Annotated in this window: 21 protein-coding genes and 1 pseudogene; 18 read left to right on the top strand and 4 right to left on the bottom strand. The window is 58.7% G+C overall.

The window, feature by feature from the left end:
- Positions 1–141: 141 nt before the first annotated feature.
- The 3 genes from dnaE (at position 142) to SJY13_RS09520 (ending at position 4,313) form a co-directional block, all read left to right on the top strand.
- The gene (gene dnaE, locus SJY13_RS09530) at positions 142–3,642 is read left to right on the top strand and encodes a DNA polymerase III subunit alpha (RefSeq protein ID WP_377190416.1); all 3,501 of its coding nucleotides are present in this window, start codon (positions 142–144) and stop codon (positions 3,640–3,642) included.
- An 84-nt stretch (positions 3,643–3,726) separates the two neighbouring features.
- A complete protein-coding gene (locus SJY13_RS09525) occupies positions 3,727–3,939 on the top strand; it encodes a hypothetical protein (protein WP_085821441.1) in 213 nt (70 codons plus the stop codon).
- A gap of 5 nt (positions 3,940–3,944) precedes the next feature.
- Complete coding sequence (locus SJY13_RS09520) at positions 3,945–4,313, top strand: hypothetical protein (protein ID WP_377190414.1); 369 nt, start codon at positions 3,945–3,947, stop codon at positions 4,311–4,313.
- A 4-nt stretch (positions 4,314–4,317) separates the two neighbouring features.
- Here SJY13_RS09520 and SJY13_RS09515 read toward each other — a convergent pair whose 3' ends face one another.
- Positions 4,318–4,512 (bottom strand): SlyX family protein, encoded by a 195-nt coding sequence (locus tag SJY13_RS09515; RefSeq protein ID WP_085821439.1) that lies wholly within the window; start codon positions 4,510–4,512, stop codon positions 4,318–4,320.
- Positions 4,513–4,672: 160 nt separating this feature from the next.
- Between SJY13_RS09515 and hisS the strand changes: the two genes are divergently transcribed.
- Genes hisS through hisG form a run of 3 tightly spaced genes read left to right on the top strand, consistent with a single transcriptional unit; the run spans position 4,673 to position 7,938 of the window.
- Positions 4,673–6,160 carry a histidine--tRNA ligase gene (hisS, locus tag SJY13_RS09510; RefSeq protein ID WP_377190412.1) on the top strand — a complete coding sequence of 496 codons (1,488 nt, stop codon included), beginning with the start codon at positions 4,673–4,675 and terminating at the stop codon, positions 6,158–6,160.
- A gap of 3 nt (positions 6,161–6,163) precedes the next feature.
- Positions 6,164–7,252 (top strand): ATP phosphoribosyltransferase regulatory subunit, encoded by a 1,089-nt coding sequence (locus SJY13_RS09505; protein ID WP_085821437.1) that lies wholly within the window; start codon positions 6,164–6,166, stop codon positions 7,250–7,252.
- A complete protein-coding gene (hisG, locus tag SJY13_RS09500) occupies positions 7,249–7,938 on the top strand; it encodes an ATP phosphoribosyltransferase (RefSeq protein ID WP_085821436.1) in 690 nt (229 codons plus the stop codon). The genes SJY13_RS09505 and hisG overlap by 4 nt, the downstream gene beginning before the upstream one ends.
- Here hisG and SJY13_RS09495 read toward each other — a convergent pair whose 3' ends face one another.
- Positions 7,939–8,370, bottom strand: a complete 432-nt coding sequence (locus SJY13_RS09495; RefSeq protein ID WP_377190409.1) for a DUF1489 family protein — start codon at positions 8,368–8,370, stop codon at positions 7,939–7,941. It lies immediately after the preceding gene.
- Positions 8,371–8,499: 129 nt separating this feature from the next.
- Here SJY13_RS09495 and SJY13_RS09490 point away from each other — a divergent pair, with 129 nt between their 5' ends.
- The 3 genes from SJY13_RS09490 to rpsD all read left to right on the top strand — a co-directional run bounded on the left by SJY13_RS09490 (position 8,500) and on the right by rpsD (position 12,296).
- Positions 8,500–10,782, top strand: a complete 2,283-nt coding sequence (locus SJY13_RS09490; protein ID WP_377190407.1) for an adenosylcobalamin-dependent ribonucleoside-diphosphate reductase — start codon at positions 8,500–8,502, stop codon at positions 10,780–10,782.
- Between the two features lie 174 nt (positions 10,783–10,956).
- Positions 10,957–11,469, top strand: a complete 513-nt coding sequence (locus tag SJY13_RS09485; RefSeq protein WP_377190405.1) for a hypothetical protein — start codon at positions 10,957–10,959, stop codon at positions 11,467–11,469.
- A gap of 206 nt (positions 11,470–11,675) precedes the next feature.
- On the top strand, positions 11,676–12,296 hold the full coding sequence (gene rpsD, locus SJY13_RS09480; RefSeq protein ID WP_085821432.1) for a 30S ribosomal protein S4: 621 nt from the start codon (positions 11,676–11,678) through the stop codon (positions 12,294–12,296).
- A 122-nt stretch (positions 12,297–12,418) separates the two neighbouring features.
- On the opposite strand, the gene SJY13_RS09475 is transcribed toward rpsD, so the two are convergent.
- The gene (locus tag SJY13_RS09475) at positions 12,419–12,880 is read right to left on the bottom strand and encodes an Lrp/AsnC family transcriptional regulator (protein ID WP_085821431.1); all 462 of its coding nucleotides are present in this window, start codon (positions 12,878–12,880) and stop codon (positions 12,419–12,421) included.
- A gap of 102 nt (positions 12,881–12,982) precedes the next feature.
- On the opposite strand from SJY13_RS09475, the gene SJY13_RS09470 reads away from it, so the two are divergent.
- From SJY13_RS09470 to SJY13_RS09455, 4 genes are all read left to right on the top strand, one after another.
- The gene (locus SJY13_RS09470; protein WP_377190402.1) at positions 12,983–14,398 is read left to right on the top strand and encodes an aminotransferase class V-fold PLP-dependent enzyme; all 1,416 of its coding nucleotides are present in this window, start codon (positions 12,983–12,985) and stop codon (positions 14,396–14,398) included.
- Between the two features lie 65 nt (positions 14,399–14,463).
- Complete coding sequence (hisC, locus tag SJY13_RS09465) at positions 14,464–15,549, top strand: histidinol-phosphate transaminase (protein WP_377190400.1); 1,086 nt, start codon at positions 14,464–14,466, stop codon at positions 15,547–15,549.
- Complete coding sequence (locus SJY13_RS09460; RefSeq protein WP_377190398.1) at positions 15,546–16,466, top strand: prephenate/arogenate dehydrogenase family protein; 921 nt, start codon at positions 15,546–15,548, stop codon at positions 16,464–16,466. Before hisC ends, SJY13_RS09460 begins: the two co-directional genes overlap by 4 nt.
- Positions 16,463–17,293: an extensin-like domain-containing protein gene (locus tag SJY13_RS09455; protein WP_377190396.1), complete on the top strand. Its 831-nt coding sequence runs from the start codon at positions 16,463–16,465 to the stop codon at positions 17,291–17,293. The genes SJY13_RS09460 and SJY13_RS09455 overlap by 4 nt, the downstream gene beginning before the upstream one ends.
- Here SJY13_RS09455 and SJY13_RS09450 read toward each other — a convergent pair.
- A complete protein-coding gene (locus tag SJY13_RS09450; protein ID WP_377190394.1) occupies positions 17,290–18,291 on the bottom strand; it encodes a DUF2125 domain-containing protein in 1,002 nt (333 codons plus the stop codon). The two genes, SJY13_RS09455 and SJY13_RS09450, sit on opposite strands and share 4 nt — an antisense overlap.
- Before the next feature lie 67 nt (positions 18,292–18,358).
- Here SJY13_RS09450 and SJY13_RS09445 point away from each other — a divergent pair, with 67 nt between their 5' ends.
- The 5 genes and pseudogenes from SJY13_RS09445 (at position 18,359) to SJY13_RS09425 (ending at position 22,426) form a co-directional block, all read left to right on the top strand.
- Entirely contained in the window at positions 18,359–18,889 is a 531-nt protein-coding gene (locus SJY13_RS09445) for a gamma-glutamylcyclotransferase (RefSeq protein ID WP_377190392.1), read from the top strand.
- A 69-nt stretch (positions 18,890–18,958) separates the two neighbouring features.
- Positions 18,959–20,137: a biopolymer transporter ExbB gene (locus SJY13_RS09440; protein WP_377190390.1), complete on the top strand. Its 1,179-nt coding sequence runs from the start codon at positions 18,959–18,961 to the stop codon at positions 20,135–20,137.
- Between the two features lie 3 nt (positions 20,138–20,140).
- Positions 20,141–21,820: pseudogene (locus SJY13_RS09435) on the top strand (peptidoglycan -binding protein).
- 2 nt (positions 21,821–21,822) lie between these two features.
- Positions 21,823–22,119 carry a histidine phosphatase family protein gene (locus SJY13_RS09430; protein ID WP_377190388.1) on the top strand — a complete coding sequence of 99 codons (297 nt, stop codon included), beginning with the start codon at positions 21,823–21,825 and terminating at the stop codon, positions 22,117–22,119.
- Positions 22,070–22,426, top strand: coding sequence for a histidine phosphatase family protein (locus tag SJY13_RS09425; protein ID WP_377190386.1), 357 nt, complete (start codon positions 22,070–22,072; stop codon positions 22,424–22,426). Before SJY13_RS09430 ends, SJY13_RS09425 begins: the two co-directional genes overlap by 50 nt.
- The last annotated feature ends 51 nt before the right edge of the window (positions 22,427–22,477 follow it).

Raw genomic sequence — 22,477 nt, 5'->3', positions numbered from 1 at the left:
CAAAGCGTTTTCTGTCTAGGCTGCAACTTCGCCCCCGAAGCACCTTCTGAAAAAGCCGAATAATCAGCGTTGATTTTTTAGGCATCCCGAAGCTGCTGTTCGCGCTTTTGCCGCCGCGCTGACTGCGATAGCCTAAGCGGTATGAGCAGTAATTCACGATTCATTCACCTTCGCGTTCACACTGAATATTCCCTGCTGGAAGGCGCCGTGCGGCTGAAAAAGCTGCCTGCCCTGTGTGAGAAGATGGAGATGCCCGCCGTCGCCGTCACCGACACCAACAGCATGTTTTCAGCGCTGGAGTTTTCGGTCACCGCCAGCGACGCCGGGGTTCAGCCGATCATGGGCTGTCAGGTCGATCTGACCTATCTGCAAGCGCAGCCCGGCGAAAAGCCCAAAGCCCCCGCGCCGCTGGTGCTGCTGGCGCAGTCTGAGGTCGGTTATGAGAACCTGATGAAGCTCAGCTCTTGCCTGTATGTGGACAAGGGCGGGCAGTTGCCACAGGTCACGCTGGACGAACTGGCCGAACGCGCACACGGTTTGATCTGTCTGTCCGGCGGGCCGGAGGGCCCGGTAGGGATGCTGCTGCAACAAGGACAGCGCCCGGCGGCTGAGGCGCTGGTGGATCGCCTGGCAACGATGTTCCCGGATCGGCTGTATATTGAGTTGCAACGCCACCCGGGCGAAGACGGCCAGCCAGAGTCTGAACGTTTGACCGAGCGTGGCCATGTCGAGATGGCTTATGCCAAGAACCTGCCTCTTGTCGCCACCAACGATGTCTATTTTCCAACCACAGACATGTACGAGGCGCATGACGCGCTGATCTGCATCGCCGAAGGCGCCTATGTCGACCAACAAGACAGCCGCCGCCGCCTGACCGCGCAGCATTATTTCAAGTCACAGCAAGAGATGGTTACGCTTTTCGCTGACCTGCCCGAAGCGATCGAGAACACGATTGAAATCGCCAAACGCTGCGCTTTTATGGCCTACCGCCGCGACCCGATCCTGCCGAAATTTGCTGATGATGAGGTGGCAGAGCTGCGCCGTATTGCCAAGGAGGGCCTGCAGAAACGTCTGGCTGTAATCCCGCATGCGGTGACCCTGAAAGAATATCAGGAACGGCTGGATTTCGAACTGGACATTATCGAAGGCATGGGATTTCCCGGCTACTTCCTGATCGTTGCCGACTTTATCAAATGGTCCAAGGATCAGGACATCCCGGTTGGGCCGGGGCGGGGGTCTGGCGCGGGCTCTCTTGTGGCCTATGCGCTGACGATCACTGACCTTGACCCGCTGCGATACAGCCTGCTGTTCGAACGTTTTCTGAACCCTGAGCGGGTTTCGATGCCCGACTTTGATATCGACTTCTGCATGGACCGCCGCGAAGAGGTGATCCGTTACGTGCAGCAAAAATACGGCCGCGACAAAGTGGGGCAGATCATCACCTTTGGCGCGTTGTTGTCCAAGGCAGCTGTGCGCGATATCGGGCGCGTTTTGCAGATGCCTTACGGGCAGGTGGACCGCCTGTCCAAGATGATCCCGGTCGAAGGTGTCAAACCGGTTTCCATCGAAAAGGCGCTGGCGGAAGAGCCCCGTCTGCGCGAAGAGGCCCGCAACGAAGAAGTGGTGGACCGGCTGCTCAACTATGGTCAGCAGGTCGAAGGGTTGTTGCGAAACGCTTCGACCCACGCGGCAGGGGTGGTGATTGGTGACCGCCCTCTGGATGCGCTGGTGCCGCTGTATCAGGATCCGCGATCAGACATGCCTGCGACCCAATTCAATATGAAATGGGTGGAACAGGCCGGGTTGGTAAAATTCGACTTTCTGGGTCTGAAAACCCTGACAGTGATCCAGAACGCAATGGATCTGATCTTTAAATCTGACCGACCGTTGCATATCGCTGCTGACGGCACCGAGCTTTATGAGCCCGCAGACGGGGCCGAGAACCAGATCAACGCCATCCCTCTGGATGATGAGGCGACGTATAAGCTGTATTCGGCGGCCAAAACGGTGGCTGTGTTCCAGGTGGAAAGCTCGGGCATGATGGATGCGCTCAAACGCATGAAGCCCACATGTATCGAAGATATCGTGGCTCTTGTGGCGCTGTACCGCCCTGGTCCGATGGAGAACATCCCGACCTATTGCGAGGTCAAGAACGGGCTGCGCAAAATCGAATCCGTGCACCCCCTGATCGATCATATCCTTGAGGAAACCCAAGGCATCATCGTCTATCAGGAACAGGTGATGCAGATTGCACAGGTGATGGCGGGGTACAGCCTTGGCGGGGCCGACCTGCTGCGTCGCGCGATGGGCAAAAAGATCAAAGAGGCGATGGATGCCGAGCGGCCCAAGTTCGAAAAAGGTGCAGGCGAGAATGGCGTCGATGCCAAAAAGGCCTCTGAGGTTTTCGACCTGCTGGAGAAGTTCGCCAACTATGGCTTCAACAAATCCCACGCCGCCGCCTATGCGGTTGTCAGCTATCAAACCGGCTGGCTAAAGGCGAACCACCCGGTTGAGTTCATGGCGGGTGTCATGAACTGCGATATTCACCTGACCGATAAACTGGCGATCTATTTCGAAGAGGTCCGCAAAGGGCTGGAACTGCCTTATGTGCCGCCCTGTGTGAACCGGTCGCTGGCGACGTTTGATGTGGCCGACGGGCATTTGGTCTACGCGCTGGGCGCACTCAAAAATGTGGGTGTCGAGGCGATGGGCCTTGTGGTCGAGGGGCGCGGCGAAAAACCCTTCGTCAACCTGTTCGACTTTGCCCGCCGGGTCGATCTGAAGAAGGTGGGCAAGCGTCCGCTGGAAATGCTGGCACGTGCCGGGGCGTTTGATCAGCTCGACAAGAACCGCCGCCGTGTATTTGAGAGCCTTGATCCGCTGGTTCAGTATTCGGCAGCGATCCACGACCAGAAGAGCTCGAACCAGGTGTCGTTGTTTGGCGAGGCCGGGGATGATCTGCCTGAACCCCGCCTGTCTCCCTCGCCGGATTGGTTGCCGGCTGAACGCCTGAGCGAAGAATTCAAGGCCATTGGCTTTTACCTTTCTGGCCACCCGCTGGACGACTATATGCCTGCGCTGAGACGAAAGGACGTTATGACGTTGGACGACGTCATGGCGCGTGCGCGCTCGGGCCCGTTCATGGCAAAGATGGCGGGCGTTGTCGCCGGGCGGCAGGAACGCAAATCGGCCAAAGGCAACCGGTTTGCCTTTGCACAACTCTCGGATCCAACGGGTGCCTATGAGGTCACGCTGTTCTCGGACACGCTTGAGAAATCGCGCGAGTTCCTTGAAACTGGCGCGCAGGTGGTTCTGACCGCCGAAGCAACGATGGAATCCGATCAGTTGAAACTGCTGGGCCGCTCGGTCGGACCGGTGGATTCGGTAGTGGCCGAAGCAGGGGCGACTGGCTTGCGCATTTTTGTGGACGAACCGCAGGTCCTGCCAACTGTCGCAAAGGTTCTGGTGGACGCGGCAGGTGCCGCAAAGGGCGCAGCGAAGGGCCCCATTCATATGTGCCTGCTTGATCCCGGCCTGCCCGGCGATGTCGAGATGGAGTTGGGGCAGGATTTCCCCATCAATCCCCAAATCAAGGGCGCGATCAAATCGTTGGATGGCGTGATGTCGGTGGAAGAGATCTGAGCACGCCGATTGTTGCCACGGGGTTTTACCCCCGCTAGGCTGATCCTGCATACCCTTTCGGTTGTGATACAGGAGGACACCGAAATGAGAATTTCATCCATTGGTTTGAGAACGGTGACATTGGCATCCATAGCGGCGCTTGCGATGGCAACCGCTGGGTTGGCGGATGACAAAAAGAAGAAAAAGACAATTGAAGGCGCTTTGATCGGGGCGGGCGTTGGCGCAATAATAGGCGACGGCAAAGGGGCTGCGGCTGGGGCAGTAGCTGGTGCCATCATCGGACATAACTGGAAGTAATTGTTATGAGTATGACAAAATTCAAAGCCATGTCTTTCGCCTTTTTTCTGGCGACACCATGTCTGGTAGATGCTGATGAGGCCGCTGAGCAAATGGTTCAGGACGCTCTGCCGGTAATGTACCACACCTGTGCGTCGGTTATCGAAGAGGCGGACGGGGACGAGACATATGTTCTGGCCGTTGTTGAAAAGATGACGGCCCTGTCGATTTACAACCGTCAGATCGATATCGGCGACCACGCAACCTCGGATGAGGACAAAGCCGCGCTGCGCGAGACCTTTCTGACCGCGTTGTCCGAAGGCTGCTCTGACGATAAAGATGCCCTGCTGGGCGGCGTGGTCGACAATGCCGTGAAAACGACGCTGGGGTTGTGACCGGTCAGTAATGCGGCGGGCGTTCATCCCCTAAAACAACCCCGCCTGAGCCCTCCTGCGAGCGTTCCCCTTCGCGGCGCATCAGCATCTCGACATGACGAGTCAGGCGGTCGATCTCGTCCTGTTGGCGGGTGACGATCGCGTTCAGCTCTTCGACTGTACGGGTCAGATGGGCGATCTGTTCTTCCAGATGCTGCATGGCGGGTTCCTGTGGGGGCTTGCGTTCCTGCGCCGGTCATAGCGGCCAAGGCGCGTCATGACCAGAGAAAGCGCGCGCCAAACCCGAGGCTTGGCTTGCCCCGACACAGACCATGGGATAGACCGCGCGCGGAACATGGACACTCCCAAGGACGCCCCACATGGCCAAGCCAAAGAAACAGCCCCGCCCCAAGGCCGTAACGCCGAAAGGGTTCCGCGACTATTTCGGCCAGGAAGTCACCCAACGCACCGAGATGCTGCGGGCGATTGCGGATGTCTATCATCGTTATGGGTTCGACGCGCTTGAAAGCAGCGCGGTTGAAACCGTCGAGGCACTGGGCAAGTTCTTGCCCGACGTGGATCGCCCGAACGAGGGCGTGTTCGCGTGGCAAGAGGTCGACGACAACGACAAAGGTGACTGGTTGGCCCTGCGCTATGACCTGACTGCGCCTCTTGCCCGGGTCTATGCGCAGCACCGCAACGATCTGCCGACGCCCTACCGCCGCTATGCGATGGGGCCGGTCTGGCGCAACGAAAAACCTGGACCGGGGCGGTATCGTCAATTCTATCAGTGTGACGCGGACACAGTGGGCACCGCCTCGATGGCTGCGGATGCCGAGATCTGCGCGATGTTGTCGGATACGCTGGAAACTGTCGGTATTCCGCGCGGCGACTATCTGGTTCGCGTCAATAACCGCAAGGTTCTGAACGGCGTGCTTGAGGCGATGGGGCTGGGCGAAGACGCCGCTGCTCGTGACAACGTCCTGCGCACCATCGACAAGTTTGACAAGGTGGGTGAAGCCGGAGTGCGCGAGCTCCTAACCAAAGGGCGGCTGGATGCGTCGGGCGCTTTTATCGACGGTGTCGGCCTCAGCGACGATCAGGCCGAGCCTGTGATTGCTTTTCTGACGTCCAAGGTGGCGGACGCCGCCGGAACATTGGCCAATCTGCGGGCCGCTGTCGGCGACAGCAAGATTGGTGCGGATGGCATAGCCGAGCTGGAGCAGATCGGCGCGCTGCTGGATGCGGGCGGATACAGTGCAGACCGGATCGAGATCGATCCCTCGGTTGTGCGCGGCCTCGGCTATTACACCGGCCCCGTCTATGAGGCCGAACTGACATTCGAAATCTTCGACGAGAAAGGTCGCAAACGCCAGTTTGGCTCCGTCGCAGGCGGCGGTCGCTATGACGATCTGGTCAAGCGGTTCACCGGGCAGGAAGTGCCAGCAACCGGAATCTCGATCGGCGTGGACCGCCTGCTCGCCGCCCTGCGCGAAAAGGGTCGGATCACTGCGCAGTCCAAGGGTCCTGTGGTCGTGACCGTCATGGACCGGGACCGCATGGCGGACTATCAAACCATGGTGGCGGAACTGCGCAATGCAGGCATCCGCGCCGAGGTGTATCTGGGCAACCCCAAGAACTTCGGCAATCAACTGAAATATGCGGACAAGCGGAACTCGCCCATCGCGGTGATCGAAGGTGGTGACGAAAAGGCCAACGGGATCGTGCAGATCAAAGACCTGATATTAGGCGCTAAAATCGCTGAAAGCGCCACGCTGGAGGAGTGGAAAGAACGTCCCAGCCAGTTCGAAGTGCCACGTGGTAACCTAGTCGCCAAAGTGCGCGAAATTCTGGACAGTCAGGACTGAGCGATGGCCAACCGTTCCCAGATACAGGCGCGTGCTGCGATGATGCGGGTCCGATTTGAGGCCGCAGGGGCGCAGGTCGTGGATCCTCCGCTGTTGCAACCGGCAGATACGCTGCTGGACCTTTATGGCGAAGATATCCGCGCCCGTGCTTATGTAACCTCGGACGCGCTGCGCGGTGAGCAGATGCTGCGCCCGGATTTCACAATGCCCGTTGTTCAGATGCATATGAGTGATGGGGCTGAACCCGCGCGGTATACTTATTCCGGCGAGGTTTTTCGCCGTCAGGAACACGACCCGGATCGACCGAACGAGTATATTCAGGTCGGGTATGAGGTGTTTGATCGCAATGATCCTGCCGGCGCCGATGCCGAGGTGTTCTCGCTGTTTGCCCTGCAACTGCGTGGCCTGCCTCTGCGGGCGGCAACCGGGGATATCGGCATTTTGACGGCTGCGGTTGCAGGTCTGCGCACAACTGACCGCCGCAAGGCCGCGCTGATGCGGCACCTGTGGCGGCCCCGTCGGTTCCGCGTATTGCTGGATCGTTTTGCCGGGCGTAAACCGGGGCCGGAGGGGCGCGTCTCACTGCTGGATGCGGACAACGTATTGGACATTGACGTGCCGATGATCGGCAAACGCCGCCTGTCCGAGATCGAGGCGCGGATCGAAGCATTGCGCGCGGATCGCGATACGTCACCGATTTCTGACACTGAACTGGCCGGGCTGGAAACATTGCTGAATGTGCGCGAAACCATGCCCTTTGCACTGGAACAGTTGCGCGATGTGGCTGTGGATCTGCCACAGATCACCCCGGCACTTGACCGGCTTGAGGCGCGGGTCGCTTCGCTTCAGGCGCGCGGTGTGAATGTGGATCGGTTGGACTTCGAAGCAGCCTATGGGCGGACGTCGATGGAGTATTACGATGGCTTCGTCTTTGGGTTCTATGCCGAAGGCCGCCCCGATTTGCCACCGATCGCAACCGGCGGGCGCTATGATGCTTTGACCCGGCAATTGGGCAATGGTGCAGAAATTCCCGCCGTGGGCGGTGTTCTGCGCCCGGACCTGATGCTTGAGATCGAGGAGGACGCGCAATGAGCCTGAAACTTGGCGTGCCCTCGAAGGGTCGGTTGATGGAGAAAACCTTCTCGTGGTTCGAAAAGCGCGGCATAACGCTGTCGCGCAGCGGGTCGGATCGTGAATATGCGGGCAAGGTCGAGGGCATTGACGGCGTGTCACTGATTCTGCTGTCTGCTGGGGAAATCCCACGCGAACTGGCGGCGGGGCGCATTCATCTGGGTGTCACCGGCATTGATCTGGTGCACGAGAAACTGCCGCGCTGGGAACAGCAGGTACAAGAGGTGTCGCAGCTTGGGTTTGGCAGGGCCGACCTGATCATCGCTACGCCGGCTTGCTGGGTGGATGTGGATACTCTGGACGATCTGGACGCCGTCGCTGCCGCCTTTCGCAAGACCCACGGGCACAGGCTGCGGATCGCCACGAAATATCACCGGCTGGTGCGCGAGTTCCTGACTGATGCGGGCGTGGCGGACTACACTCTGGTCGATAGCCAGGGCGCGACCGAAGGCACAGTGATGAACGAAACCGCCGAGGCAATTGCCGATATCACCTCAACCGGGGAAACCTTGCGCGCGAACCATCTGAAGATTCTGACGGACGGGCTTATCCTGCAATCTCAGGCGACGCTGTGGCGCAGTCGTGTGGCCAACTACGATGCGGCAGACAAAGCTGTTTTGTCGCAGCTGTTGGGTCGTTTGGACTGATTACAGCAGGCCGATATCCGCCAGCGCGCGGTTCAAATCCTCGGGCAGGGCGTCGTCCTGTTCGCGGGTTTTTGGCAGGTCGGCGGGGCTGTCCTCGGGCTTTAGATAGCGCCAGCCCTGAAAGGGGCGTTTTAGCGCGTTTTGCGTGCGATGCACTTCGGGGTCCAATACGATAGCACATCGGCGGATACCGTCTTCGCCGCGTACTTCGTCCAGCCGTAGGATGCGCTGGCGGCACTGGATGACGCCTTTGACTACCCAATAGATTGATCCGCCATTCAAAATCTCGGCCTCTCGCTTGGGCCACATACGGGTGACGTGGCGCGGGCAGCCGTCCTCGTACAGAGGTTTGCGGCTGTCCTGCCATGCGATCAGGGTATCGACGCTTTCCGATCCGACCGACAATTTTACCAGATTTACGTACTTATCCACAGCTTTCCCACAGAGTCGTCCCAAGGCTCACCCTTATATTGTAGCTTGGTCTCTGACGCTATCAAGGTGTTGTGGTCGGGGTGTGATTTGGAGTACTGTGACAACCTCTTTCAGAACAGGGAATCACCAATGAGCCGCTTTGCCGCCCCCATCGCCGAGCAGATCTGGGACATGAAATACCGCTTTAAAAAAGCGGATGGCACGCCCATTGACCAGACAGTCGAAGATAGTTGGCGCCGTATCGCCAATGATTTGGCGCGGGTGGAAAAGGACCCGGCCCTTTGGCAAGAGAAATTCTATGAGGCCCTGGCAGACTTCAAATACCTGCCTGCGGGGCGCATCACCGCAGGGGCGGGCACCGCACGTCAGGTGACTTTGTTCAACTGCTTTGTCATGGGCACCGTACCCGACAGCATGGGCGGTATTTTCGACATGCTGAAAGAGGCCGCGCTGACCATGCAGCAGGGTGGGGGGATCGGTTATGATTTCTCGACCATTCGTCCGCGGGGCGCGGATGTGCATGGGGTGGCTGCTGATGCCTCGGGGCCGCTATCGTTCATGGATGTGTGGGATGCGATGTGTCGCACCATCATGTCTGCAGGCTCTCGCCGTGGGGCGATGATGGCGACCATGCGGTGCGATCACCCGGACATCGAACAGTTCATCACTGCCAAATCCGACCCGGCGCGTCTGCGCATGTTCAACATGTCGGTGCTGGTGACCGATCCGTTCATGGAGGCGGTCAAGGCCGATGGCCCGTGGGAACTGGTGTTCGGGGACAAGGTCTATCACACTGTTCAGGCCCGTGATCTGTGGAACAAGATCATGCAGGCCACCTATGATTATGCCGAGCCGGGCGTGATCTTCATCGACCGCATCAATGCGGCAAACAACCTGAGTTATGTCGAAACCATTGCCGCGACCAACCCGTGTGGTGAGCAGCCGCTGCCGCCCTATGGCGCATGCCTGTTGGGATCGATCAATCTGGCGCGATTGGTGGCAGAACCTTTCGAGGACGCGGCACACTTGGATGAGGATGCCCTGCAGAATCTGGTCGCGACGGCTGTTCGCATGATGGACAATGTGGTGGATGCCTCGAAGTTCCCACTGGCCGAGCAGGAAGCTGAGGCGCAAGACAAACGCCGTATCGGTTTGGGCGTTACCGGGCTGGCGGATGCTCTGCTGATGTTGGGGCTGCGCTATGGCTCGGACGAGGCGGCGCGTCAGACCGAGCGCTGGTTGCATGCGATCGCCCGCGCCGCGTATCTGGCGTCGGTAGACTTGGCAAAGGAAAAAGGGGCGTTCCCCTTGTTCGACGCCGAAAAGTACCTCGCCAGTGGCACAATGTTGCAGATGGATGATGATGTGCGTGATGCGATCCGCGAACACGGCATTCGCAACGCGCTTTTGACTTCGATTGCGCCCACGGGGACGATTTCCCTGTATGCTGGCAACGTGTCCTCGGGGATCGAACCGGTGTTTGCCTATGCCTACACGCGAAAGGTGCTGCAAAAGGATGGCTCGCGCACTGAAGAAGAGGTTGTGGACTATGCCGTGCAGATGTGGCGCGACAAGTTTGGTGATGTTGAGCTGCCGGACTATTTTGTGAACGCGCAGACCTTGCCTCCGTCTGACCATGTCAAGATGCAGGCGGCGGCGCAGAAATGGATCGACAGCTCAATCTCGAAAACCATCAATTGTCCTGAGGATATCAGCTTTGATGCGTTTAAGGACGTCTACATGCAGGCCTGGGATCAGGGTTGCAAAGGCTGCACCACCTATCGTCCAAACGATGTGACCGGATCTGTTTTGACCGTCTCGGAAAGTGCAGACACCGCACCCGGTGAAAACGCAGCAGCCCCGCATGAGGTTGATGGCGGCGAGGTCGTTTATATGTCCGAGCCGCTGGACCGGCCACAATCTCTGGAAGGGTCGACCTACAAGTTGAGATGGCCCGACAGCGAGCATGCGATCTACCTGACTATAAACGACATCGTCATTGGTGGGCGGCGTCGGCCGTTTGAGGTGTTCATCAACTCGAAGAACATGGAGCACTACGCCTGGACGCTGGCCCTGACCCGGATGATTTCGGCCGTGTTCCGGCGGGGCGGTGATGTGTCCTTTGTGGTTGAAGAGCTGAAGGCTGTGTTCGACCCGCGCGGCGGGGCTTGGGTTCAGGGCAAGTACATCCCTTCAATTCTGGCCGCTATCGGGGGTGTGATTGAGCAACACCTGATCAATATCGGCTTCCTTGAAGGTGAGGGCACGGGTTTGAAGTCCGATCCGCAAGCGCAGGTGGTGAACATGGATGCACCACGGGGCAAGGCCTGCCCGTCCTGCGGCCAGTTCGACATGGTGATGATCGAAGGATGCATGACCTGCCGCAGCTGCGGGCACTCGAAATGCGGTTGACGGGCAAGATTCTTTCCCGCTAAAGTTGAAATAATGTTGCCGAAGTCTCATATTGAAATGACGCTTCGGCAACATTTTTGTGAACGCTGCATTAACGTCTCTTTTCTGCCAAAATTACCCCTGATAGTACGCTTTTAGTGAGTAGTGATTTGTTGAAAGGTACAGGCAGGTATTATGAGAGCCGGGGAACACGGTCGCATAGCCATTTTATGGGCTCAGACAGAAATCGACGGGCTTGAGGCAGCGCCTCAATCCTTTTTGAATGTAGGGGCCGCTTGGTCATGGCGCGGGCAGGCTTGGTTTCTGGATGAAACAGCCGAGCAAAGTCAGGTGCAAACTGGCGGTGCGCAGACAAATACAACGACCTTGGACTATTCCAATAGGGCGTCGGCATTTCCAGATAACGCAAGCGGTCAAATTGTCCTGACGAACGGAGCGCAGCAGTTTGCAGCCGCGCTATTCGTGGTCGAGGGCGACTCATCTCTGATCCTGGTGTTCGAGAAAGACTGCCCGGCGCGGGATCAGGACTATTGGATCAGCGAAGTCACTGAATTTGAAAGTCAAAGCGGTGAAGTGGCGAATGCTGATGACACAGTTGTCGCGTTTCCGTCTGTGTCGCGTGTCACCCAACGCCCGGACGTCCAACATTTGCGCTCTGTGGTGAGTGCCGGGCGCGTGGCCGACTGACTGGACCACTGGCCAGAGGTCTATTTCAATAAAACTATGTACAGCCGCGCGCGGTGTGTTGACTCTGCCTGTTCTGCGGATATAAGCGCGGCTTCATTGGTGTTGGTGGCCCCTGCAAGGGGATGCCTGTCATGGGGGAGACCTCAAGAGGACAACGCCCTTCATAGTGGCCTTTACGGGCCTCGACCTAAAGAAGGAGATCAGCCGTGACCAAACGCACGTCTGCCAAACACAAAATCGATCGCCGCATGGGCGAGAACATCTGGGGTCGTCCGAAGTCCCCGGTTAACCGCCGCGAATATGGCCCCGGCCAGCACGGTCAGCGCCGCAAGGGCAAACTGTCTGATTTCGGCATCCAGCTGCGCGCCAAGCAAAAGCTGAAAGGCTATTACGGCGACCTGACCGAAAAGCAATTCCGCCGCATCTATTCCGAAGCTGAGCGTGTTTCCGGTGATACCGGTGAAAACCTGGTTGGTCTGCTGGAGCGTCGTCTGGACGCTGTCGTTTACCGTGCCAAGTTTGTTGCAACAGTGTTTGCAGCGCGTCAGTTCGTGAACCACGGCCACGTCAAAGTGAACGGCAAGCGGGTCAACATCCCTAGCTACCGTGTCAAAGAAGGTGACGTGATCGAAGTGCGTGACAAGTCCAAGCAACTGGCTGTTGTTCTGGAAGCAGCTGCGCTGGCCGAACGTGATGTGCCTGACTATATCGACGTCGACCACTCGAAAATGACCGCGACTTTCGTTCGTGCACCGGGCCTGGGCGATGTGCCGTACCCAGTCATGATGGAGCCGAACCTGGTTGTTGAATTCTACGCGAAGAACTAATCTTCGCCGAACTCCTGAATTTCGAAAAGGCCGCGCGGTTTGCGTGGCCTTTTTTGTTGGTGGCCTTGCCCTCGGCGTGCAGCACCGCCCCCCTGAGTATATGGGGCCAGATGAAGAGCGGATCAGATCGGTAAGGGACGTCCTTCGGCAATCGCCTCCATCGCAAAATAAGAGGTCACGCTGTCCAGTTCGACCTTTTCAATCAGACGCTGATAGACTTTGTCGTAGGATGCCATGTCCTGTGTGACCACCTTGAGCTGATAGTCATAATCCCCTCCGATTCGGTGAAAATCCACCACTTCGGGAATGGTCAGCACATGGCTGCGAAAGGCCTGCAACCACTCGGCAGAATGGTGGCGTGTGCGCATCATTACAAAAACCACAAGGCTGAGCCCCAGCTTTTCCCGCGCGATCTGTGCGGTTGAACCGATAATGACCCCATCTTCGTTCAGCGCTTTCAGGCGCCGCCAGCACGCATTTTGTGACAGCCCGACCCGGTCTGCCAGTTCACGCTGTGATAGCGTGGCGTCAGTTTGCAATTCCCGCAGGATGCGATTGTCAATTTGATCTATTTTTCTGCTCATACTAATTCATATGACACAAAAAACTCGAAATCTATCAAAAGATAGGTGAAGTTTCTGCGCTCTACCTCAATCATATTGGAGAGGCAATACGGAGCCCTTCAAATGACCCTGTCCAAATTTCGCTCAGACATCCAATCCACCACTCACAATTCCGCTCTGCGCGAGGGACTGATCGGTGAGAACACTCTGATCCCGGGTCTACATGGGGACGTACCGCTGGTCTACGCGGATTACGTCGCTTCGGGGCGTGCGCTGCGGCAGGTTGAGGATTTTGTCACCGACCAGGTGCTGCCCTTCTATGCCAACAGCCACACCGAGGCCTCCTATTGCGGCTCGTACATGACCCGTCTGCGTCGCGAAGCGCGCGCAGAGATTGCCCGCATCGTTGGCGCGAGGGGAGAAGACGCGGTGATCTTCACCGGGTCTGGTGCCACAGCGGGCCTGAACCGGCTGGTCAGCCTGCTTGGTGTGGAAGCCGCTGACCGGCCGGTCGTTTTGATCGGGCCTTATGAACATCACTCGAACATACTGCCCTGGCGGGAAAGCAAAGCGCAGGTGATAGAGATACCTGAGGCCGCGCAAGGAGGCGTTGATCTTGTTGCGTTGGAACAGGCGCTGTTGGCCCATGTCGGGTCTGACCTGATCATCGGGTCCTTTTCGGCGGCTTCAAATGTGACCGGGATCATCACAGATCCGGACCCGATAACCCGGTTGCTCAAGGCGCATGATGCGGTGTCGGTTTGGGATTACGCAGGTGGCGGGCCATATTTACCCATGGATATGGGGCCGGATGATGCGCGCAAAGACGCCATCGTCGTCTCTCCCCACAAGTTTCCCGGTGGGCCCGGCGCTTCGGGTGTGCTGATCGTGAACCAGGGTGCGGTGCGCCGCACATCCCCCAGCTGGCCCGGTGGTGGCACTGTCAGTTTTGTGTCGCCGTGGCGGCATGATTACAGCGAAGACCTTGCGACGCGGGAAGAGGCCGGAACGCCCAATGTGATCGGCGACATCCGCGCCGCACTTGCCTTTATCGTAAAGGATGTCGTGGGAACCGATGAGATCGCCAGGCGCGAGGCGCAGTATAACCGCATGGCGCTGGACGGGTGGGCGGACAACCCGAACCTGACCCTGCTAGGGGCTGAAAACGCACATCGTCTGCCGATCTATTCCTTCCTCGTGCGGGATAATTCCGGCCAGCCGGTGCATCAACAGCTGTTTACCCGGATGCTCAGCGATATCTATGGCATTCAAGCGCGCGGCGGATGTGCCTGTGCCGGGCCTTACGCGCATCGCCTGCTGGATATCGATCGGGCAACCTCTGATGAGTTGCACGCGGCGCTGTCTGCGGGTGAAGAAATGAAGAAACCCGGCTGGGTACGTTTGAACTTTTCGTATCTGATGAGCGAGGAAACGGTTCAATTCATCATCGACAGTGTCAACGACCTGTCCCGCAGAACCGAGGAATTCGCGCCGTTCTACAACGCGGACCCCGCGACGGCCCGCTTCAAAGCGGCGTGACGGAATTGCCGCTTTTCTCAACGCGTTGAGAGAGGTATGAGGGGCTCAATCAATCGGAGCCTCTTATGACTAAGATCACCCCTCAACCCGGCATTATGGACATCGCACTGTATCAGGGCGGTCAGTCACATGTGGCCGGGGTGAAGCATGTGATCAAGCTGAGCTCAAACGAAAATCCGTTTGGTCCCAGCCCCAAGGCGATTGAGGCAGTGCGCGACAGCGCGGCCACGCTGAATTGCTATCCCAGCACCGATCACGCCAGCCTGCGCGACGCAATTGGGACGCGCCATGGGTTGAATCCGGCCCGGATCATCTGTGGTGTCGGCAGCGACGAGGTGTTGCAGTTCGTGGCCCAAGCCTATGCCGGTCCCGGCGATGAGGTGATCTATACCGAACACGGGTTCTCTATGTACCCGATCATCGCCCGTATGGTCGGTGCGACACCGCTTATGGTGGCCGAAAAGAACCGCCATGTGGACGTGGACAACGTCCTTGCTGCGGTTACCGACCAGACACGGATTGTGTTCGTGACCAATCCGGGCAACCCGACCTCGACCATGATCCCCGAGGCAGAGTTGGTACGGCTGGCCGAAGCGTTGCCGCAGACCTGCCTGATGGTGGTCGACGGGGCCTATGCCGAATTTGTTGCCGATTTCGATGGTGGTGCGGCGCTGGTCGATCGGTTCGAGAACGTGGTCATGACGCGGACCTTTTCCAAGATCTACGGCCTTGGCGGGATGCGCGTTGGCTGGGGCTATGCCGCGCAAAGTATCATTGATGTGCTGAACCGTGTGCGCCAGCCCTTTAACCTGTCGCTGACCGCTCTGGTCGCTGCCGAGGCAGCGATCCGGGACGAGGATTATCTGACTTTCTGCCATTCTGAAAACGCGCGTTTGCGTGTGTGGCTGTCGGAGGAACTGGCCAAAGTCGGCGTGCCCTCGGATGCGTCCTGCACCAATTTCATTCTGGTGCGCTTTGAAGATCAGGCCGAGGCAGAGGCCTGTGACGACTACCTGAAAACCAAGGGTTTGATTGTGCGCCGCGTTGCGGGCTACAACCTGCTAAACGCCCTGCGGATCACCGTGGGCGATGAAGAGGCCTGCCGCCGGGTGGTTGCGGCCATCACCGCGTTCAAAGGGGGCGCCACATGAGCCAGGTATATGACCGCGTGGCGCTGATCGGGCTGGGCTTAATCGCGTCGTCGATGTTCTGGGCGATCAAGCGTGCAGGTCTTGCGGGTGAGATAACCGGCTATGCCCGGTCCGAGGCGACCCGGGATATCGCCCGCCGCATTGGGCTGTGCGATCGGGTGTGCGACACCGCGCAAGGGGCAGTTGAAAGCGCGGATCTGGTTGTTCTGTGTGTGCCGGTTGGCGCAATGGAGGCGGTCGCGCAAGACATCGCGCCCTTTCTGAAACCGGGTGCAACGGTCAGCGATGTTGGCTCGGTCAAGCGGCACGTCATTCAGACAGTGTCGCCGCATATTCCAGACGGCGTGCATTTCATCCCGGCGCACCCGTTGGCCGGGACCGAGCATTCGGGCCCGGAATCCGGCTTTGCCGAGCTGTTCGACAATCGCTGGTGCCTGTTGGTGCCGGTCGAGGGCTCTGACCCGGGTGCCATTACCCAACTTCGTACCCTGTGGGAAGGGCTGGGATCTAACGTTGATGAGATGGACGCAGATCACCACGATCTGGTTCTGGCTGTCACGTCCCATGCGCCGCACCTGATTGCCTACACGATGGTCGGCGTGGCCGATGACCTGCGCCGCGTGACCGACAGTGAAGTAATCAAGTATTCTGCTGCCGGTTTCCGGGATTTCACGCGTATCGCGGCCTCGGATCCGACGATGTGGCGCGATGTGTTCCTGTCCAACAAGGATGCAACCCTGGAAATTCTGGGACGCTTCACCGAAGAGCTTTTTGCCCTGCAACGCGCGATCCGCACCGGGGATGGAGAGCATCTGTTCGATTACTTCACCCGCACCCGCGCGATCCGCCGGGGGATCATTGACGCGGGTCAGGATACCGATGCGCCCGATTTTGGGCGCGGCAAGGGTGCCTCATGAGGCACGGCTGGGGGTTACTTGTGATTGGGATTGTGGCGGTTAGCGCCAGCTTGTCCAACGCGGCCCCTCCGGAACAATCTCTGGTACCCCTAACGCGACCGATTGCAACGGCAGCACTGGCGTTCAGCAGCCCGGCCCCATCGGTGAACTTACGGCCAGAGTTGCGCCCGGTTTCGCCTCAGGTGCTGGCCGTAGCCGCGCGACCGTCCGAGTTGCCCCTGCTTGGGCCGGACACGTCCTTGATGCCTTACCTGCGGCCCAAGGCATTGGAACAAGAGGCACTGTTCAAAAAGCGCAAGCGGCGAAAAGGTTCGGTGTGCGGTGACATCGACATTCAGGGTAAAGCGGTGGGCAAAGTCCGCGGCAAAATCAAAGCCTGCGGCATTAAGGATGCCGTTCAGATCACCTCGATCTCGGGGGTTACTTTAAGCCGGCCATCAACGATGGATTGCGGCACGGCGGTCGCCCTGAATACTTGGGTCGACAAAGTTGTCAAACCCACGTTCAAACGGCGCGGCCCCGTAGTCGAACTGCAGATTGCTGCACATTATGCTTGCCGCACCCGCAATAACCGAAAAGGCGCGCGGATATCAGAGCATGGAAAAGGGCGCGCTATCGATGTCTCGGGTTTCAAGATGGCTGATGGTGAGGTGGTTACGGTTCTGAACGGATGGCGAAAGAACCCGTCACAAGGTCAGCTGATCAAGGTTTGGCGGGGGGCGTGCGGCCCGTTTGGTACTGTCCTGGGGCCGAATTCGGACCGCTATCACCGGGATCACTTCCATCTTGATACCGCACGATATCGCAGTGGTCCGTACTGCCGTTAACGCAGGATCAGGCGGGGCGCGGGTCCCAGGGGCAGCGGCCCAAGGGCAACAAAACCGTCCCGAAAGTTCAATTGTAAATCCAAAGCGTTCGGGTTGCCCCCCAGTCCGGCCATGAAGTTCAGCGCCCGCGTCACCGGATCGACCGCCTGGTCAGGCAAGGCACCGGCCGCGTTGGCCATGGCGATCATGTCGCGCCAGTTTTCGGCCTTGATCGCGATCTCACCAGTTGGAATGCCTTGTGTGTCAACGTCCAGTTTCCCGGTCGCGAACAGTCGCAGCGCGCCCCATTTCATCTCGGCCAGCCGCAGATCGATCTTCACAGGCTGCGGCCTGCTTTGTTCTAGGGCTGAGCGGTCCCAGGGTTTGTCGAACGTGGCGGTCATGTCCAGTTCCAGCGTCTCGAACGCCTGGGGCAGGGTCGTGGCCGAGCGCATAAGGTGGCGCAGATCGTCGCCGGGTGTGAACCCGTCCATGCGGGCGCCTATCACATAAGCCACAGGCGTTGCGGTCTGCTCCATCACCAAGGCCAGCGTGTTACCGCCTGCCAAGGCGTCGGTGTCATCGGTGATCGACCACGGCCCGGCAGTCAGCGCCATTTTTTCCAACACGAGTGCTACGCCGGGTTGCAATTGCAGCTCGGCCTGCAATTCGCTGGCCCGAATGGTGGCTGTTTGATCGAAATACGACAAGCGCTGATCGGTGTCGGCAAACCGCAGAACCTGTCGACCGGGCCAGATTGCGGGGCTCTGGAACTCAATCCAGTCGGCGCTCCAGGCGGTGCCATTGACCGGATCGGCCAGCGCCGGACTGTTCAGTCGGGTCATGTGATGCAACGGATAACCGGCTGCTTCCACGTCGGAAAACTCTGCCTGCCATCCTTGTTCCCGCTGCTTGTCGAACCATGTCGTGATTGCATTGCGCAGTCCAATTCCGGCAACGAACCAATAGGCGCTCCAGATTACAGTTATGAAAATGATAACTCGTACCAGACCGCGCATGACAGATGGCCCTTTTTCCTGTCTTGGAATTGATGTTTATAGGCGCAAACGGGCAAGGACCAGTGCTATGACGATGTGGGTTTTCGGATATGGGTCGTTGTTGTGGAATCCGGGCTTTCCGGTGGCCCGCAGCGAGCGCGCCACTTTGCACGGATATGCCCGGTCTTTCTGCATGAGCTCGATCCACCACCGCGGCACCGAAGACCATCCCGGTCTTGTTCTGGCGCTGGACGAACAGAGTGACGCCAACTGCAAAGGGTTGGCCTTTGCGGTCGAAGCCGGCCACGAAGACCGCACCCTGCATGAATTGCGCGAGCGAGAACTGATTTCCTCGGCCTATGTCGAAAAGATGCTGGATGTGCATCTGGATAGTGGTGCGGTGCTCAATGCCGTGACGTATGTGATTGACGCCGATCACGTGCAGTATTGTGGGGGTATGCCGCTTGAAGAGCAGGCGCAGATCATTGCCCATGCTGTAGGTGGACGGGGTCCGAATACCGAATACCTGTATAACACCGCTGAACATCTGACCGAGATCGACCTGCGGGATCCCGATCTTGAGTGGTTAGCGCAACGGGTCCGCAGCATCACCGCATAAACCCTTGGCGTCACCGATGGAATTTCGCTAGATTCAGGCCAAAGCAGGCAAAAACCGGGAACCACGCGCATGGCGCAGGCACATCAGGGCGCGAGACCCCAATTCTCGCATCCCATCCGTCAGATTGCGATGATGTTGATCGCAATCGGTCTGGCAGGGTTGGGCGTCTTCATGGCGTTGCCGTATGTGATGCCGGTGGCGCTGGCCAATCCTTACCTGAGCGGCTTTATTATTCTGGTCTTTATCATCGGCGTATTCGCTTGTTTCTATCAGGTGACGCAGTTGATCGGATCGGTCCGCTGGATCGAGGCCTTTGTCGGCGGTGTTGTCCGCGAAGACGCCCGTACGCCGCAATTGCTTGCACCGCTGGCCTCGCTGTTGCGGGAACGGGGCGCGCGGTCGCAGATCAGCTCTACATCGACACGGTCGATCTTGGATTCCGTTGCCGAGCGCGTCGAAGAAGAGCGTGAGATCACGCGCTACATTACCAACGTCCTGATTTACCTGGGCCTTCTGGGTACATTTTTCGGGTTGGCCACTACCGTGCCCGCCATTGTCGACACCATCCGCAGCCTCAACCCGCAGGAAGGCGAAGAGGGGCTGGCCGTCTTCAACCGACTGATGGTTGGGCTGGAGGCACAGTTGCAGGGCATGGGCGTCGCGTTTGGTTCATCGCTGTTGGGCTTGGCCGGGTCCCTAATCGTTGGTCTGCTGGAATTGTTCGCTGGGCATGGTCAAAACCGGTTTTACCGCGAACTTGAGGAATGGCTGTCCTCGATCACGCGCGTTGGCTTTGCCGCGGGCGATGAGGGCGGGGCCGAACTGACGGTGCTGACCCCTGTGCTGGATGCCATGTCTGAACAGATGAACGCGCTGCAGGATCTTTTTTCGGCGCAAGAATTTGATCGCGCGGCGGTGTCGTCGCGGTTGGGTCAATTGGCGGATGCCATTGGTGAGATGAACCAGCGCCAGTCAAACAACGATGGCGTGATCTCGGCACTAGAGCGCGTGGCACTGGGGCAGGACGCCCTGCTGGACCACCTGCGCGAACAGGGAACGGGCGAGGGGATCGACGCCGAAAGCCGGATGCGCCTGCGGTCGATGGATGTGCAATTGCTGCGTATCCTCGAAGAAATCTCAGCCGGGCGGCAGGAAAGCATGGGTGAGCTGCGCAAGGATATCGAACTGCTGGTCAAGGCCCTGACACTTCCCCGAGGTGCGGTGCGCACCGCGCCGGAAAGTGAGTAAGTTATGGCTCTGTCCCGTCGCACAGGTCAGCGGTTTCAGGGCTCGGTCTGGCCTGGATTCGTGGATGCGATTACCGGACTTTTGATGGTTCTGACCTTTGTGCTGACCATCTTTATGGTGGTGCAATTCGTGCTGCGCGAGACAATTTCGGGGCAAGAGGACGAATTGACCGCTCTGTCCGACGAAGTCGCCGCTCTGGTAGGTGCACTGGGTCTGGAAGAACGGGAAAACAGTCGGTTGGAAGCGCGCTTGGGTGTGCTCAACTCAACTCTGACGCAGGTTGAAACCGAATTGGTACAGGCGCAGATTTAACTGACCGATTTCGAATCCCAGGTCGCGGCGTTGCTGATCGATCAGGAACGGGCCCGGGGCGAAATTGCAACGCTGGAAACGCAGCGGCAAGAATTGCAGAGCGAGCAAGACAAGCTGAACCTGGCCCTTGCGCAAAGCCGGTCCGAAATCGACGCGCAGGCCGAGGCGGCAAGACTGGCCGCCGCTCAGCGCGAGGCGTTGGAGGCATTGGTCGCGGACCTGGAAGAAAGCGATGCCGAACAGACCACGCGTATCACCGAGCTTGAGGACGAGTTGAGTGCCGAAGAGGCTGCCAAGTTGGCTGAGGCCGCTGCTGCGGAGAACCTGCGAAACCGCCTGCAAAACGCAGATACTGAGCTGACAGCCATGACCCTTGCGCTGGAGGCGCAACGGAAAGAAGCCGAAGAGACGCTGACCCTGCTGGCGGCGGCACAGGCGGCCAAAGCGGAACTGGAACGGCAATTTGGTGAATTGAACAGTGAGGATCTGAAGGCCCGGCTAGAGGCCGCGCTTGCAGCCCAGACACAGGCGCAGACCGAGGCACAGGCACAGCGGTCGCTAGCCGAAGAACGTGCCGCGTTGCTGGCTGTGGCCCGCGATACATTGTCGGATGAGGAAGAAATTTCTGAAAAAGCACAGCGAGAGACAGCTTTGCTGAACCAGCAGATGGCAGCGCTGCGCAATCAATTGGGCGGGTTGCAGGCTCTGCTGGACGATTACGAAGATCGAAACGCCGCCGCGGATATTCGCATTCAGACGCTGGGTCAGGATTTGAATGCTGCGCTGGCCCGTGCCGCATCCGAGGAACGTCGCCGTCGGTTGCTGGAAGAGGCCGAGCGCGCTCGGTTGGAAGTTGAGGCTGAGCAATTATCCGGACGGAACGAAGAGCTGACCGCACAAGCCGAAGATCTGGAGCGGTATCGGTCCGAGTTTTTCGGTCGCCTGCGCGACGTGCTGGGGGATCAGGAAGGTGTCCGGATCGAAGGCGACCGGTTTGTGTTCTCGTCCGAGGTTCTGTTCGATACCGGTTCTGCCGTGCTGTCTGGTGCAGGACGGCAGGAGGTCGCTAAAGTCGCCAATATTCTGCGCAGCGTGGCGGCTGAAATCCCTGAAGGTTTGAATTGGGTTATCCGGGTTGACGGTCATACGGATAACGTCCCTGTGTCTGGCTCGGGTCGGTATCGCGACAATTGGGAACTCAGCCAGGGGCGGGCCCTGTCTGTGGTGCGCTATATGGTCGAGGCACTGGATATCCCGCCAAGCCGGCTGGCGGCCAACGGGTTTGGTGAGTTCCAGCCCGTCAACCCAGCGAACACGCCCGAAGCCCGTGCCCAGAACCGCCGGATTGAGCTGAAACTGACCGAGCGGTAGCCATGTCCACCCACCGGCGTTTGGCCCGTTACCTGACGCACCCACAGGTCACGATTGATCCCGATTCAGAGGTGCCGAATTGGTCGCTGAACGAAGTTGGGCGTTTGCGGGTCGCGCAATTGGCCGGGAAACTAGGTATGTTGAACCGAACGACCCGGGTCATCAGTAGCACCGAAACAAAGGCCATCGAAACAGCTCTCCCGCTGGCGGCCGCGTTAGGGCTCGTGGCCGAAATCCGCGTTGACATGCATGAAAACGACCGCAGCGCCACCGGGTTTTTTGTCGCCAAAAGAGTTTGAGGCCGTCGCGGACCAGTTCTTCGGTCATCTAGAAGTCAATGTAAGAGGCTGGGAACGGGCCGTGGATGCACAGGCGCGTATCGTCCGGGCTGTTACGGCCTGCTTGTCCGATTCCGGCGAAGGTGACGTTTTGTTTGTCGGACACGGTGGCGTAGGCCCGCTGCTGTTTTGCGCATTGTCCAATCTGCCGATTGATCGGAAATTCGACCAGGGGCCGGGCGGTGTTGGAAATTGGTTCCAATTTGAAGTGGATCAGATGACACCGTCATGTGGTTGGCGTGTGATGGAAGATTCCGCCGGTATTTGATCCTGCGCGAGCAGGTAGTCTTTTGTGCATCCACGCGGAAAGGAAAAGCCC

The sequence above is a fragment of the Ruegeria meonggei genome (genome assembly GCF_042768335.1).
In the GTDB taxonomy this organism is placed as follows: Bacteria; Pseudomonadota; Alphaproteobacteria; order Rhodobacterales; family Rhodobacteraceae; genus Ruegeria; species Ruegeria meonggei.
This window is presented reverse-complemented; position numbering and strand designations above follow the sequence as displayed.